This window comes from Segatella maculosa OT 289 (assembly GCF_000243015.1).
GTDB lineage: Bacteria > Bacteroidota > Bacteroidia > Bacteroidales > Bacteroidaceae > Prevotella > Prevotella maculosa.
Window position 1 is genome coordinate 435,212 of sequence record NZ_JH594501.1, and the last position, 16,070, is coordinate 451,281.

The window sequence follows — 16,070 nt, forward strand, 5'->3', positions numbered from 1 at the left end:
ATAGGTAACTTTGCGCGGATTTTAAGATGTTAGATAAAACAATAAGAATTATTTAGATGAACGTTATTACAAAAACAGTTCAATTGCCTGATGGGAGAACCATCACGATTGAGACCGGAAAAGTTGCAAAACAAGCTGATGGTGCTGCGGTGCTCCGCATGGGCAACACAGTGCTCTTGGCAACGGTTTGTGCAGCAAAGGATGCCGTTCCGGGTACAGATTTCATGCCTTTGCAGGTTGATTACCGCGAGCAGTACAGTTCTGCAGGTCGTTTTCCGGGTGGTTTCACCAAGCGCGAAGGCAAGGCGAGCGACAATGAGATATTGACCTCGCGTCTCGTTGACCGGGCACTTCGTCCGCTTTTCCCGTCTAATTACCATGCAGAAGTTTATGTTCAAGTGATGCTTCTTTCGGCCGATGGTGTAGACCAGCCCGATGCTTTAGCCGGTTTTGCAGCTTCTGCGGCTATGGCTTGCTCTGATATTCCTTTCGAACATTATATTTCCGAGGTTCGTGTTGCCCGCATTAAGGGCGAATATGTCATCAATCCTACCTCCCAACAGATGGCAGATGCCGATATGGACTTGATGGTTGCTGCCACCAAGGACAACATCATGATGGTGGAAGGCGAGATGAAAGAGGTTTCAGAACAGGACCTTATCGGTGCGTTGAAGGTTGCAGCTGAGGCCATCAAGCCGATGTGCGAGCTTCAAGAAGAGCTGGCTAAGGAACTCGGTAAAGACGTGAAGCGCGAGTATGATCACGAAATCAACGATGAAGACTTGCGTGAACAAATCAAGAAAGAGCTTTATCAGCCCGTTTATGATATCAATAAACAGGCGCTCGAAAAGCAGGCACGCCACGATGCTTTCGATAAGATTTTGGCCGATTTCCTTGAGAAATACGATGCTGCGCACAGCGATTTGTCAGAAGAAGACCTTGAAGAGAAGCACGCAGAGGCCAACCGTTACTATGAAGATGTGATGCGTGATGCCATGCGTCGCTGTATTCTTGACGAAGGACAACGCCTCGATGGTCGTAAGACCACGGACATCCGACCCATTTGGTGTGAGGTTTCTCCGCTCCCAATGCCCCACGGAAGTGCGCTTTTCCAGCGTGGTGAAACTCTCTCCCTCTCCACTTGTACGCTCGGAACAAAGCTCGATGAGAAGCTTGTAGACGATGTTTTGGAGAAAAGCTACCAGCGTTTCCTCCTGCATTATAACTTTCCTCCGTTCTCAACCGGTGAGGCCAAGGCACAGCGTGGCGTAGGTCGTCGTGAAATCGGCCACGGTCATCTGGCATGGCGCGGACTGAAGGGGCAGATTCCCGAGGATTATCCTTACACAGTTCGCTTGGTCAGCCAGATACTTGAGTCGAACGGGTCTTCTTCTATGGCTACCGTTTGTGCCGGAACCCTTGCATTGATGGACGCAGGTGTGCCGATGAAAAAGCCTGTCAGCGGTATTGCTATGGGCTTGATCAAGAACCCCGGCGAAGATAAATACGCCATTTTGAGTGACATTCTTGGTGACGAGGATCACTTGGGTGACATGGATTTCAAGACCACCGGCACACGTGACGGTCTGACCGCCACGCAGATGGATATCAAATGCGACGGTTTGTCGTTCGAAATCCTTGAGCAGGCATTGATGCAGGCCAAGGCCGGCCGCGAACATATCCTGAATTGCATGCTCGAAACCATTTCCGAGCCTCGTGCAGAGCTTAAACCACAGGTTCCACGCATTGAAGCTTTCGACATTCCCAAGGAGTTTATCGGTGCAGTGATAGGCCCCGGCGGTAAGATTATCCAGCAGATGCAGGAAGAAACCGGTGCAACCATCACCATTGATGAGACCGAAGGAAAGGGTCATGTGACCGTTTCGGCACCCAACAGAGACAGCATCGAGGCCGCAATGAACAAAATCAAGGCCATCGTAGCCGTTCCCGAAGTGGGCGAGGTTTATGAAGGTACGGTTCGCAGTGTGATGCCTTACGGTTGTTTCGTTGAGATTCTTCCGGGCAGAGATGGCTTACTTCACATCTCGGAAATCAGTTGGAAGCGTCTTGAAACCGTTGAAGAAGCCGGCATCAAAGAGGGAGACAAGATCAGAGTGAAGCTCATGGAGATCGATCCCAAGACTGGTAAGTACAAGCTTTCTTGCCGTGCACTGCTCGAAAAGCCTGAAGGTTATGTAGAACGTGAGCGTCGTCCGCGTCCTGATCGTGGCGAACGTCGTCCTCGTCGTGACGGAGATTACCGCGAGAACAACCGTGGTCGTCGCTTCGAACACCAAGACAACGATGCAGATAATGGCGCCGTTGAGTAATCCTTAACGGACATTCCAACCTAAAAACAATCCCTGTACATGGTGAAAGCCATCGTGCAGGGACTTTTTTTTGTTATTTCTTCATGTAATCTCGCGGCGACATGCCGTAAAGGTTCTTGAACATGGTGGAGAACGAGGCCGAGTTGGTGAAGCCACAGGCGTACATCACCTCCGTAATATTCTGTCCGCTTTTCTGTAAAAGCCGGGCCGCTTGCTGCAAACGTGTGTTGCGAATGAAGGTGTGGGGCGTCTGATTGGTCAGTTCTTTCATCTTTCTGTGCAGATGGACACGGCTGATTCCCACTTCTCGGGCAATCATATCCGTGTTCAAGTCGGGCACGCTGATGTTGGCATTGATGACATTCAAGATGCGTTCCATGAGCTTTTCGTCGGGCGAATCCAGCGCGATCGGTTTGATTTTTCCCTCTTGTGTCTGGCTGCCGTTGAACTTATTACGCAGCAATTCGCGTTGATGCAGCATGTTAAACACTGTGCGTCGCAGGATATCCATGTTGAACGGCTTCACGATATAGGCGTCAGCACCCGTCTCTAAACCCTCCAATCGGTCTTCATCGCGGTTCTTTGCCGTCAGCATGATGACGGGAATGTGGTTTGTATTGGCGTTTGCTTTGATTTTGGCACACAGCTCATTGCCGTTCATCACGGGCATCATCAAGTCGGTAATGACCAGTGCAGGCAGTTTTTTCAGGATAACATCGAGCGCCTCGCGGCCGTTATCGCAGGCAATGACGTGGAAATTGCGCCCCAATTCCGTTTGCAGATAGTGGCTGATTTCGTCATCATCTTCGGTAATAACGATGGTCTGACGCTTGCGATTAGACAGTTGTTCGTTGAGTGAAGGCCGAGGTCTTTCTCCCGTTTCACCCTCTTGACCTGCGTTTTCAAGTGAAGTTTGCGATTCATCGAGGTCGATAGGCCCGTCTTTTTCAGTCTCCTTAGCCATCATTTCTTCAGGTTTGAGGTGACTGTTCCCCAAGGGCAGCGTGACCACAAAGGCACAACCCCTTTCGTTTTCAAGGTTGTGTGCCTCGATATTTCCGTAATGCAGTTCCACAATCGAGCGTGCCAAGTCGAGTCCGATGCCTGTTCCGATATGCTCATCGTTGGTTTTTGTGTCGGCTTGATAGAAGCGTTCGAAAATCCGTTTCAGCTTTTCTTCGGGTATTTTCTCGCCATTATCGCTGATGGTGATGCGTGCTTCGGTGTCCGTATGGCTGAGGCGAATAGCGATATTGCCCCCTGTTGGTGTGTATTTGAAGGCATTCGAGATGATATTCACCAGCACTTTGTCGAAGTTCCTGCGGTCTATCCACACGGAAAGCGGCCCATCATGCCCGAAGCGGAAGTCGATGTTCTTCGCCTTGGCCTGCTCTTTGAAGAGTGCGTAAACGTCGTCTATGAAGCCCACCAAGTCCGTTTTCTGCATGTGCATGGCCAACATTCCCTTGTCAATCTTGCGCAAATCCATGAGTTGGTTGATGAGATGGAGAATGCGTTCGGCGTTCCTTTTGATGGTGGTATAGATGCCTTGTCGGTGAAGGTCAGTGTCTTCCTTCATCAATTGCAGCAAGGGCGAGATGATAAGTGTCATCGGTGTGCGAATTTCATGGCTGATGTTCATGAAGAAGCGCAGCTTGGCTTCACCCATTTCCTCGGCATGCATGTGGGCTTGAAGGCGCATGCGGTCGCGCGTCTTACGCTTCTGATAGCGGTAAAACAGGCAGATGAGCGCGACAATCGTCAGCAGATAGACCATGTAGGCAGGCGCAGAACGATACCAAGGTGCCTCTATTTCCACCGTGAAAGCCTTCACTTCCGACGGCATATTGTTATACATTGCCTTCACCCGAAAGGTGTAATTGCCCGGCGAAAGATGGCTGAACATGATTTCGTTCATGCCGGGTTGCAATCTCACCCAAGCTTCTTTGTTGATGCTGTAGAGATAGGTGATGTTGTCAGGGTCGTCGTATGTGAGGGTTGAAAGCTGAATGGAGAACGAGTTGTCCTCGTATTTCAGCCGGATATTGCTATCGTTGATGCCGATATTCTGCTGCTGGTTGCCCACGATAAGCCCTGTAATCATCACCTTGGCCGTCCACAATTGGTCCGTTTTCCGAGCCGTGTCAAACCAGTTGATGCCTGCCGTTCCGCCCAAAAGCAGGTAGCGTCCGTCGCTTATATAGGAGGCTCCGTCGGAGAACTCGTTGCTTTGCAGTCCGTTGTTGGCATAATAACAAGCCAATACGTTTCCTTCTGTCGTCATACAGCACAGTCCGTGGTCGGTTCCTACCCACAGCCTGCCCCTCGAATCCTGCTCGATGCAGGCAATACCGTTGTCGGATAGTCCGTTTTGCATGGTGAACAAGCGATGCTTGCGTGCCTTGATGTCATAGCAATAGAGCCCATCGTTGGTGCCGAGCCACACACGACCGCTTCGGTCTTCCAGCAATACGCGCGAAAAGGTGTTGTAGTTCGGGCAGTTGGTTCCAAAGACATTGGTCCAGCTTCCGGCCGTCAAATCGAGGCAACTCAGCCCTACTGCTCCCGCAACATAGACGCGACGGCCGTCGCGCGACACCACAACTTTGTTCAGATAATCGTTGGGTATCGAGTTCATCTTGCGGTCGAAACCGGCTCCGGGCAACTGTCTGTAGTGCTTGATGCCGTAGTTTTGGATATCGAGGCAGGCCAATCCCTGTCCCATCGAGGCAAACCAAAGATTTCCTTTGGGGTCGGTCGTGATGCCAAAAATGCTTGGTCGCTCACCCATTTCAAGGTCTACGGGGTGATAGGTCGCCGAACTTGCTGTCACCCAGCCACAACCTTGCTGATAACTTCCCGTCCAGATGCGGCCCAATCTGTCCTCCGTCAGGCTGAGAATGGTGCCGGGTATGGTGGTATAATGGCGGACGAGACGATGGTCTTTGTCCAACAAATAAAGTCCATCACGGTCGGTTCCCACCCAGATGTGGCCCGTTTTGTCGCGCAAGACCGCAGTCACGCAGTTGTTGCCTATCACGTTGGCCCCTGATTTCGGTCCCATATAGCCGAAATCCGAGTGTGTTGAGGGCTGCATGTAGACGCCTTTCTGAAACAATCCCAGCCATATATTGCCGCTACGGTCCTCGACTATCGTTTGAACCTTGGTCTTTGAGAGGTCGATGTTGTCGTAATAAGGATTGGAAACCAGCTGTTGATGTTTCGGATCGTACACATAAAGGCCCGAACCATCACAGCCCAGCATCACTTGTCCTGCCTGGTTTATATAGACTTTCACGATGGGTAGGTTGCCCGTTGCAGCTATCTTCACAAACTGTTTGGCTCCTTTGGCCATGCACCACAGGCCCATTCCCTTGATGCCCACGTAGACATTGCCCTGTCGGTCTACCCCAATGTCGCCACCTTTCACGAGTTCTCGCTCTTCGGGACGTGTGAAATAGCGCAGCAACCGCTTGCCGTCGAGACACAAAAGGCCTTGGTCTTCGCTCACGATCCAAAGGCGGTTGCGGCCGTCTTCCACGATATGACTCACGTAGTTCACCGTGCGCAGGGCCCCAATGGGCCGGGCTACGTTGCCGTTGAGCCTGAATATGCCGTAACCCGACGAGGAAAAGAGCATCGTTCCATCGTGGGTTTCGAGCAAATCCGTGATATATGTGCGCACGGGTTTGTTGTCGTTGGTCAGCAATCTGACGTCGGCGAACCGCCCGTTCTCCATGCGTTGCACGGTGAGATTGGTGCCGATGTAGAGCATTCCCTTGCGGTCTTGGCAGACACAGTTGATATAATTGCTCGAAAGTCCGTAGGTCTTGTGTTCCTTTTTCAGCGTCTTGAACTGATAACCGTCGTAGCGGTTGAGTCCGTTTCGCGTGGCAATCCACATGAAACCGTCCTTGTCTTGATAGATATTCGTGACGAAACTGCTCGAAAGTTGGTTGTCGCCGTCATACAGTCTGCCCGTTCCGGCGTGGGCATGTAGCGTAAACAGCAGGGAAAACAGCAGCAGATAGCGTTTCATAAGGTATTACATGGTTTCTATAACTGTTACAAAGATACACCTTTTTCCGTAACCTTGCGGCCCCGTTCCCGTTTTTTTCGGCGAAATAATCCCTTGTTTGTTTGCTTGTTCCAATGATTTTCGCGATTTTTGCAAACAAGAAAGGCCCTTGACGGCCGTCATTTCAACATCGGAAACATGAAAAAAGCCGGCTTTTATCTTGGCTTCAGCCTCGTTCTCTTGGTCTTTCATACAGCAAGTTGCATGCATAGAAAGGCATCGACTGTCCGCTCCAATGCCCCAAAAACCGTCAGAAAAGGGCCGAACCCCGACACGATAGGCTTCCGAACCCTGACGGATACGTTTGCTGCACGCCCGGGATTAGACAGCGTGGGCTACGAACTCTCCCTGCCAATCGGCGGTAGCAACCGAGCCGTCAGAGACAGTTTAACGCGCTATGTAGCCGAAATCTTGGTCAAACTTAACCCCGGTATCCTGGGAACCGATACCGAACAGCTGCGCCGACACACCTATCATGGCCCCCTTTCCGACCCCAATGCCGTGCTTGACTATTATAAAAAGGAGTTTCAAAAGGGCTTCGTCGCATGGGCAAATGAGGTAGGAAGGACGACACTGCAGCAGTATCTCTACTTCTGGGGCGGCAAGACATGGGAGTCAGCCAAGGCCATCAGCTATGGAATATCGGTGGAATGCTATTTCGGTGGAGCGTATCCCGAATATCTGTCTTATGGCGCTACATTCAGAAAATCAGACGGGAAGCGTGTCCAAATCATTGATGTAACGAAGGTGAAAGTCCTTCAAAAGCTCATGCGAGAGGCACTTTTAAAACAATATTTTGAGGACAGTGAGGACGGTCATGTGCTGAATGAACTGGACGAAGTACTGTATGGGCCGTTTATTCCGCTGCCCCGTGAGGGATTGTATTTGCAGGGTAGCGATGTGATTTTTGAATATGCGCAAGGCGAAATCTGCCCCGATGCCTACGGACTACCATTTTTCTCGCTTCCTTACCGGCGGCTCCGCCCCTTTATGACCCGCGAAGCTTTGGATTTGTTGCCCCCGGATAGCAAGACGAGAAAAGTGCGATAACAGACAAGAATCGTCTCCACAGGTTGTAAATTCAATTCATAACCGAAGTCAACCTACAACAGCGTGGAATGATTTACGGAAAGTGGTTTGTAAATTCAATTCATAACCGATATTAACTACGTGACGAAATGCCACGCAAGACGGCCATTATATTTGTAAATTCAATTTATAACCGATATTAACCCTCTGCCGGCTGTTTTGTTGAATCATGCACTTTGGTTTACACTATATCCCGCTTTACGGCACAATATGGTCGGGAAGGTCCCTACATGCATTCAAACATTCCCAAGCATCAGCCCTATTGATAATCAATAACTTATATATTGCTTTCCAATCTCACCCATTTCACCGCGCAATATGGTTGAGATTACACGGTAAAATGGCTGAGATTGGCGTGCAATATGGTTGATATTGAAAACCGCGAGGACTGATGTTAAAAATCGCGATAATCAATATTGAAAACCGTGAAGACTGATGTTAAAAACCGAGATGAATAATATTGAAGACCGCGAGGATTGATATTGAAAATCGGGATAATCAATATTGAAAACTGCGAAGATTGATATTGAAAATCGGGATGATCGATATTGAAAACTGAAACTTCCATCATTGCCCGCAAGTATACCCTCCCCTCCCTCGGGAGGGGCTGGGGGTGGGCCCCTCAAAGGCTGGGGGTGGGCCCCTCAAAGGCCGGGGGTGGGCTCCCTCAAAGTCGGGTGTGGGCTCCCTATTTCATCAAATCGGGCGGGCAATCTTCGGGTTTACTGCCCCAATCCATATTGGGACTTGCTCCCATCGTGAACTCCAATAGGCCGTCGCCCGTCAGCATTTCGTGCGTCAGATAGTTGCGCGTGTAGGGCTTCCCGTTGTAGGTGGCCGATTGGATATAGCAGTTTTTGGGTGAAACACCATTCGCCTTGATGGTGAAGCGTCCGATGCGAGCCTCGTCAAACGTGGGCGTTCCTATGACATAATAGGGCGAAACGGGACACACCGGATAGAACCCTAAGGCCGAAAGCACGTACCATGCGCTCATTTGTCCAGCGTCGTCGTTGCCGCTAAGTCCTCCCGGAACGTCAAGATATTCGTTATCGAGAATGGCTCTCACGGCCTGTTGCGTCTTCCAAGGCTGCCCCACGTAGGCATAAAGATAGGGAATTTGCTGGCAAGGTTCGTTGCCATGCCAATATAAACTGTCGCGGAACATGCGGTCAAGTCGGTCGGTAAAGACCTTCTTTCCGCCCATCGCGCCCATCAATCCATAAACATCATGGGGCACATACCACGTGTAATGCGCCACAGTTCCCTCGGTGATGAACTTCACACGCGTGGTCAAATCCCGATTTTTCAGCCATTTTCCATTGGCCCATCTGCCATCTGCCCAACCCGCGGGGCCGATAACGTTGCGCCAATTGCGTGCCCGGGCCATGAGAAGTTGGTAGTCTTCGGTCTTTCCCAAAGCCTTTGCAGCCTGCGCAACGGCATAATCATCGTAGGCATACTCCAAGGTTCGGCTCACTTGCTCATGGGAATGGAAGGCTTCAGGCACAGTGTCGTTCAGCGGAATGTAGCCATATTTCAGGTAACTTTGCATGGCCCTGCGTCCTTTTCCTTCCCGATATGCCTCGGCATCCGGCAGCTCAAAAGCGTTCTTTCGCATGGCTTCGTAGGCCTTTTCCTTATCGATATTTCGTCCACCTTTCACGATTGCCTCGGCCAAAGCAGCCGAAGCGTGGTCGCCAATCATGGCCGAAGTGTAGCTATTCCAGCAAGGAAACACGGGAAGCCAGCCGCCTTCGTCGTACATGTCCACCAAACTCTGCAACATTCCGTTGGCCGCCGGCTCGATAAGCTGGTTCAACGGCAGCAAAGCACGGTAGATATCCCACATCGAGAAGTCCATATAAGCCCGCCGGTAAAGTGGTTTCCCACCGAGATTTCCCATGGAATGCTGCACAATCCGACTGCTTCCGGCAAACGAAGGATAGCGTCCGTCCTTGTCACTAAAGGCACGTGGCAAGAAAGCAGCACGGTATAAGGCCCCGTAGAACTTGGCAATTGCGGCCTTGTCTTTGGAGAATACGCGCACCCGATTGAGCTTTGCCTTCCATCGGTCCACCGTTCTTGCGCGCGTATCGTTGAACTCCCAGTGCGGAATCTCCTGCAGAATGTTGTTGAAAACGCCCTGCATATCGACGAAACTACAGGCTGTTTTGACCATGATTTCATCGCCTTTCGACACGTCGAAGGCTGCCCATGCCACGCCATCTTTCACGCCGTAATCTTGCAAAGGCACTTGGAATACGACGGCAAACCAGCCACTGAAGCCTGCTTTCTCGCCCCAACCCTGATAGATTCTGTGCACGGGATTGCAGCCATAGAGGCAGTTTCGCGCCGTATCGACGGCCACAAAGCCCTCTCCATAGCCATTATTCGTGTTCACAACGATATAGGCTTTGCCGGCTTTTTGATAGGTGAAGCGAAGCATCGCCGCATGACTCATGCCCGTCATCTCGGCCTTTAAATGTTCGTCGGGCAGTGAAACGGCATAGTAATCCGGGTGAGAAACCTCGTCGGTATGACTGAAACGCGTGGCCCGGTCGGCCGGTTTCAGGCGCAAACTGTCCATTAATGGCATCACCGTAAACGAGCCATAATCCTGCGTACAGCCCCCAACGAGCCAGTGACTGCCGCGAAATCCCTGCAGTTTTTCATCACGATAGTAATAGGGTGCCACGCATTTTTGCTCGCCATCCCGTGTCTGTGGCGTCCAGAATGTCATGCCATTGGGTTCAAGGACGGCCGGAAGCGTCTGCCCATGTTTCTCACTCCCCTTGCCATAACGGCTCATCGCGGGCGTAACGGCATAGTCGGTACCCACGAAAGTATTGAGGATTGCCATGTGACCTTGCGCCTCGGCGTTGGCAATACGCTTCTCCACGTAGGCCAAAACGTGGTCCCAACGATAGTAATAGCCCGTTTTTCCGTCTGGTCCCACGTCCAAAGAGCGCACCTTGAAGAGCCGTATTTCGCGTTCGTTGTGCATGAATTTCACGATTACTTGCTGCGGATTGAGCGGCATTCGGGCTTTATCGGGATTGTAATAAAACACAATTTGTAAATTGGCCGCCATGGGAATGACTTCGTCCATTTCGTCTGTTTGCTCGTCGGAAAGGTTGTCTGGACCCAGCAAAGCCAGCAAACGATAGAGCGGAGTGTCGTGACCGAAGCGCAGCGTTGCAGCCAGATTGCCTTGCAAAGCACGCTCGGCTTGGGCCTTAATATTGTGCCATAAGCTCACGGCCGAGCGTTGAGTGACACCGTAGTTGTCAGGGGCTTGCCCATTAGAGAGCCACATTCGCAAGTTGTTCTGCTCATAGATGTCGCGCAATTCCTCCTTTGTGAACAACTGATAGAAATCGAGTTTCAGCCCCACGTCCTGCATATCCGAGGCCACGGCATGCAGTTCTGTCATCAGTTTTTCGGCATCTTGCACCCTTGAAGGGTCTTTGAAAAGGGCCGAAATGAACCGTTCTTTGCCCAAACGACGCGGCGGGTGGACCGTCTTCTGCCATGCTTCCAGCTCGGGACTCTTATAGGCTATCCACGTCATATCGGCCGAATCCGCATGCTGTTCGACCTTCCTTTTCCGCTGATCGTCATCAAGTCCGCGGCAAAAGGCCTGCATGCTCTTCACACAACGGTCTGAAACGCTCGAGAAAGCCTCTATCTCATTCTCAGAAGAAAATAACTCTGGAAAGCGAAGTGCCATGCGTCGGGCAATCTCCTCATGCTGACGGGCACCTATCGGAGAGAGTTTTCCACCGTTGCCGCGTGCTTGTTGCCACACGATTTGCAACATTTTTGCCGTTTCCTTGCCCGCTTTCGTCAGATTATCCTCATCGGAAAACTGCTCAATAATCCATTCATAACGCGCATCAGAGGTCAACCATCGGCTGCCATGCCGCCCATAATGGCTCATATAAAACGGCACAAAACCATCGGGAACTGGCGTAAATCGCCCCACTTTATACTCGGGGTAGACATAATAAATGGCTCCCATCTGTTCGCTACTCTTCTGTGCAAAGGCCGTTAAAGTAAGGCAAAAGAGGAGCAAAATAAGCTTGGCTTGTTTTCTCATATTGTTGTTATATACAAACACTAAGTATCAAAAGGCAGTCTCCAATTATTTATTTGTGGTTCATGTAGCAAGCTTTCGTCTTGCAATTCTCTTAAATCTGCTATATGATGAATTAAATCTTCTCTCACATCGAGGTTCTCTATCTCTTCTCTTCGTGCTTGAGCCATTCTGCAAAAGTCATCTTCTTTTTCAATTCCAGCATATCTTCGCCCACATAGGTTAGCAGCAATGCCCGTTGTACTTGAACCGCTAAACGGATCAAGAATCCAATCATTAGGTTCTGTTGAAGCCAAAATAATACGGCTTAATACACTGAGTGGCTTTTGAGTAGGATGTTTTCCTTGTGACTTTTCCCATCGTCCGATAGCAGGAAAGCGCCAAACATCTGTCATTTGTTTACCCCCATTTAATTGCTTCATCAAAGAATAATTAAACTTATGGGGCTTCTTCGGATTTTTCCTTGCCCATATAATAAACTCTGTTGAATAGGTAAAAAAACGACAAGATATATTTGCAGGCGGATTAGTTTTCTGCCACGTAATGACATTCAATATCTTATACCCTAATTCAGTTAAGCAGTTTGCCACAGAAAAGATATTGTGATAAGTGCCACTTATCCAAATTGTTCCATTGTCTTTCAACTTTTCTCTGCAAAGATGTAACCACTCTCTATTAAACGACATCATATCTGACGGACTCTTCCCTTTATCCCAATCGCCCTTATCCACACATACAATCTTTCCACTTTGCAATGAAATCCCACCATTAGAAAGGAAGTATGGAGGGTCTGCGAAAATCATATCAAACTTAAAATTGAACAGAGGTAACAGTTTGAAACAATCTCCGTGGGCAAGGAGAAAGTCTGAATTTGGAGATGAATAGTAAGAATAAGTAGCCATAAAGTTCCGTGTGTATATCAGTGAGATTCTAAGCTATACTGAAATATTCCTTTAACTCAGACATAAAGATTGGAGATATCAGTAATCTACTAGGCTTCATCTCTGAATCACTTTTACGCTTCAAGTATTCTTCAAACTCATCAATTATTTTTTTATAATCTCTTCTACCTAATCTTACTGAAAGATATAATATAAAGAATATTTTCAAAACCATGACTCGGCCATAGGTTTTATATTCTTCTTTAATCCTAAAGAATATCTCTATATAATCTACAGTTTGCTTAGACAATAGATTTTCTGTGCAGAATAAATTTTCATATTCCTTTGTAAATATATCTTTCCTTTTATTAGAGACTTGTCCAGGATTTCCTTTTACAGCATAAAGTATCTGCCCCATTTGCTGTAGAGTCACACACAGTTTATAGCTTTTACTATCATCTCCTGTATCACCATTCTTCCTAATATACAAAATATCATGAGATGATAGATAATTTTGAAGCTGAACTTGTTCTGTACGCATCGACTTTAAGTCAATTTGAGATATTGCATTTTGACTATTGGTATACTCACTAATTTTACTTTTCAAATCATCTTCTGTAACTTTCATTACACGAACCAAGACACTCGCTTGAGACAATTTATTAATGTTATCACGATTATCTTTATTAAACTTATGTATTGTTCGTAGAGTTTGCCCTCCATTCAAAACTTGGAAATCTTTTATTTGTAACCGTATTTTCCTATTTGAATTAACTTTTTGAGAATTTATATCTTTCGCAACAATCGTCAAACCATTATTATAAAAAAAGAATTTCTCTGGTTCTGAATCTAATGAACGCAAGATATTACCATTAAATTTTGAACGTAATATATATCCTCGCACATTTTCGTACAACACATCTTTTTCAACATCAAGTGAAGATAAACTTGAGTCATCTTCTAAGGTTGCATTTTCTCGCAAATCAGAATTATCGGATGTTATACGAATTAGGTCTGTTAGACATAAACATAAAATATAGGATTTATCAGAAGACAAACTATCTTCACTGTAGGATATTACAGACTCCGATGGTAAAAGTAAATCTGCATTTATTGCTTTTGGATGCATAGACATAAAATCTACTATTTCATTTAGGCCTATAGGTAAAACTATTATTCCATAAACTTCTTCTAAATTTTTTATAGTTGTATTTTTCCTGTCTATACTTATATTCTCATTACTTACAACATAAAATTTAGTTATCCATACTTCAGAACTATCATTACATTCTATTATCTTTTTCGCAGCTTCACCTATCTTACCTTCAAACGATTTTTTACCGATATTTATTGCATTAAAGAACTTATCTGAATGTAATATTTCATTAATCGATTGTTCCTTGTCTAAATTGAACTTTTCTCTAAATTTAAAATTAAAGACAGAGATTATTCTCTCTTCTTCATTAACATGTACTGCATCTATGCCCTCATCAGCAGTACTGTCATCAAAAAGCTTAGAATTAAATTCCTGATCACATATTAATGACGTTAGCTCGTCATAATCGTTAATTCCAAGAACATACTGAAGGATTAAGTAGTAGAAACCAAATCTTCTCTTCGTTTGTTCATCCAGCTTATTAATAATATCCTCATCAAATTTAAAAGTAGAAGAAGCTAATTGAAAGATCCTAAGACTTTTTTGGTTCAAAATTTTAAAATCATTATTTGTAGCCATAGCTATATTAAGTTTATAAAATTATCTATATCTGTCAAATTATATATGCTTGGTATTATACTATATGCCTCTTGTAGTTTATTCTTTGCGGACTTCCAACCAACACCATCGGTTATCCAAACAAACTCAAAACCCGGCACACTATTAATTTTTGGTGCAATATCAGAATAAGAACGAGCTACTTCATTAAGTTTTGAACCGCCTCCACTATAAAAGTTCACCTCTATAAGATAGGTTTTATCACCTGCTTCTATAACAAAATCAAAGCGTTTTTCATCGTCACCAAGAGCGTCGGTTATTTCTTTCCATTCTCGTGAATAAACTTCTCTACGATAATTTATACCATAAGACTCGAATATTTTTGCGACCATATCTTCCATAACATGCCCACTTCTATTCTTACGCGCATTGCTATCAAGACCTGTTTCTATACCAAACACATAATCAACAAGATCTTTTATGGTTCCCTTTCTGAATATTTCAGCCAAACCTGTTGACTCTAAATATTCCATTACTCCTTCAACACTATCAAAGAATCGGTCCAAAACAACACACTCTCCGCATTCATTAAGTACTTTCTTTTTACCTTCGCTTCTAACTGCAATCAGTATATCCATTACGGCGAAGGCTGTTTTATCACGTTTCCATAATATTTCAACGCTATTCCTTAGCTCTCTACTGTTAATGAGACTATTAAGCATACACAGACTTAACTTAATATCGTCTACATTCTTCTTTATTTTCTTAAAGTCACAAAAGAAATCTAAGGTTTGATTCGTCTCTTGTAATTGAGACATAAACAGTTCAAAGTTCTTATTCATAATATAGAATCCTATTGATTTTATGATATACAAAGACTGAAACTTAGTGGTTTCTCTACGATGGCTGTAGCTTTTGTGTCGCAATAATTATGTATCAAGATTTCTGTAAGCTTACCCCTTTTGCTTGCTATTGCATTGACATTTCTTGAAGCCCATACTCTTTCTATATGATAATCAGCGTATAAAATATCAAAAAAATTATCCTTTTTATTCTTTTCCTTACAGTCAGAATTGCTTAGCATAAAGTTGAAGCCGGCTTTATCAATCTTGTCGCAGAAGTTTTTCAATCGGATTTGCGCATCATCATTGAAAGACTCTTTCGTATAATCATTAAAACTAGAGGTTTCGCTTAAAGGTCTGTATGGAGGGTCAAAATAAAATAATGTGTTGGATGCAGCAACATGAAAAGTGTTTTCAAAATCACCATTCAACACCGTGACGTGTTGTAAGAGCCTACTATCCTCTCTTATCGTCTCTGCATCACAGATTTTAGGGTTGATATACCTGCCAAACGGGACATTAAATGCCCCGGATTTATTTACACGATATAATCCATTAAAGCAGGTTCTATTCAAAAATATGAAATAGGTTGTATTGTCTATAGCATTTAGCTTCTTGGTATTATACTTCTCACGAATGTCAAGATAGAATGATCTTCTGTCATCTTCATTATCAAATGATAGATACTGTTCTTCTATATCTTTAAGAGATGCTATCAAACGCTCTGCAGAATCCCGAACAGTACAATAACATGTAATAAGATCCTCATTAATATCATTAATAAATGCATGCTTGATATTCGGATAATGCTGTAACATATAGAATAACATAGCTCCTCCTCCGACAAAAGGTTCTATGTATGTCGCACCCTCCCATCTATCAATGTCATTAGGAAGAAATGAATCCAACTGTTCCAAAAGTTGTCCTTTCCCCCCAACCCACTTGATAAAAGGTTTTGCCTTTGCCATATTTTATAACTTATAAATCAGGAAACAAATATAATTATTTTATACGGAAAATACAACTCCAAGTAGTCT

At 46.0% G+C, this 16,070-nt stretch carries 8 protein-coding genes; 2 read left to right on the top strand and 6 right to left on the bottom strand.

Features of this window, described 5'->3' with window-relative positions; genetic code table 11:
• The first annotated feature begins 56 nt into the window (after positions 1-56).
• A complete protein-coding gene (gene pnp / locus HMPREF9944_RS03850; RefSeq protein ID WP_008564573.1) occupies positions 57-2,330 on the top strand; it encodes a polyribonucleotide nucleotidyltransferase in 2,274 nt (757 codons plus the stop codon).
• Between the two features lie 73 nt (positions 2,331-2,403).
• Here pnp and HMPREF9944_RS03855 read toward each other — a convergent pair whose 3' ends face one another.
• Complete coding sequence (locus HMPREF9944_RS03855; protein WP_008564575.1) at positions 2,404-6,369, bottom strand: hybrid sensor histidine kinase/response regulator transcription factor; 3,966 nt, start codon at positions 6,367-6,369, stop codon at positions 2,404-2,406.
• A 129-nt stretch (positions 6,370-6,498) separates the two neighbouring features.
• Here HMPREF9944_RS03855 and HMPREF9944_RS03860 point away from each other — a divergent pair, with 129 nt between their 5' ends.
• Positions 6,499-7,458, top strand: coding sequence for an RsiV family protein (locus HMPREF9944_RS03860; protein ID WP_155814600.1), 960 nt, complete (start codon positions 6,499-6,501; stop codon positions 7,456-7,458).
• Between the two features lie 727 nt (positions 7,459-8,185).
• Here HMPREF9944_RS03860 and HMPREF9944_RS03865 read toward each other — a convergent pair.
• Genes HMPREF9944_RS03865 through HMPREF9944_RS03885 form a run of 5 tightly spaced genes read right to left on the bottom strand, consistent with a single transcriptional unit; the run spans position 8,186 to position 16,001 of the window.
• Complete coding sequence (locus tag HMPREF9944_RS03865) at positions 8,186-11,599, bottom strand: GH92 family glycosyl hydrolase (RefSeq protein WP_008564578.1); 3,414 nt, start codon at positions 11,597-11,599, stop codon at positions 8,186-8,188.
• 20 nt (positions 11,600-11,619) lie between these two features.
• A complete protein-coding gene (locus HMPREF9944_RS03870; RefSeq protein WP_008564579.1) occupies positions 11,620-12,498 on the bottom strand; it encodes a DNA-methyltransferase in 879 nt (292 codons plus the stop codon).
• Between the two features lie 28 nt (positions 12,499-12,526).
• Positions 12,527-14,212, bottom strand: a complete 1,686-nt coding sequence (locus tag HMPREF9944_RS03875) for an AIPR family protein (protein ID WP_008564580.1) — start codon at positions 14,210-14,212, stop codon at positions 12,527-12,529.
• A gap of 2 nt (positions 14,213-14,214) precedes the next feature.
• Positions 14,215-15,033, bottom strand: coding sequence for a type II restriction endonuclease (locus tag HMPREF9944_RS03880; RefSeq protein WP_008564581.1), 819 nt, complete (start codon positions 15,031-15,033; stop codon positions 14,215-14,217).
• A gap of 20 nt (positions 15,034-15,053) precedes the next feature.
• On the bottom strand, positions 15,054-16,001 hold the full coding sequence (locus tag HMPREF9944_RS03885; RefSeq protein WP_008564582.1) for a DNA adenine methylase: 948 nt from the start codon (positions 15,999-16,001) through the stop codon (positions 15,054-15,056).
• Positions 16,002-16,070: the final 69 nt, after the last annotated feature.

Bases quoted from the DNA above. Each gene is read 5' to 3' on its own strand.
- HMPREF9944_RS03885 (WP_008564582.1), bottom strand. From the start codon at position 16,001: ATGGCAAAGGCAAAACCTTTTATCAAGTGGGTTGGGGGGAAAGGACAA.
- HMPREF9944_RS03865 (WP_008564578.1), bottom strand. From the start codon at position 11,599: ATGAGAAAACAAGCCAAGCTTATTTTGCTCCTCTTTTGCCTTACTTTA.
- HMPREF9944_RS03870 (WP_008564579.1), bottom strand. From the start codon at position 12,498: ATGGCTACTTATTCTTACTATTCATCTCCAAATTCAGACTTTCTCCTT.
- HMPREF9944_RS03855 (WP_008564575.1), bottom strand. From the start codon at position 6,369: ATGAAACGCTATCTGCTGCTGTTTTCCCTGCTGTTTACGCTACATGCC.
- HMPREF9944_RS03875 (WP_008564580.1), bottom strand. From the start codon at position 14,212: ATGGCTACAAATAATGATTTTAAAATTTTGAACCAAAAAAGTCTTAGG.
- HMPREF9944_RS03880 (WP_008564581.1), bottom strand. From the start codon at position 15,033: ATGAATAAGAACTTTGAACTGTTTATGTCTCAATTACAAGAGACGAAT.
- pnp (WP_008564573.1), top strand. From the start codon at position 57: ATGAACGTTATTACAAAAACAGTTCAATTGCCTGATGGGAGAACCATC.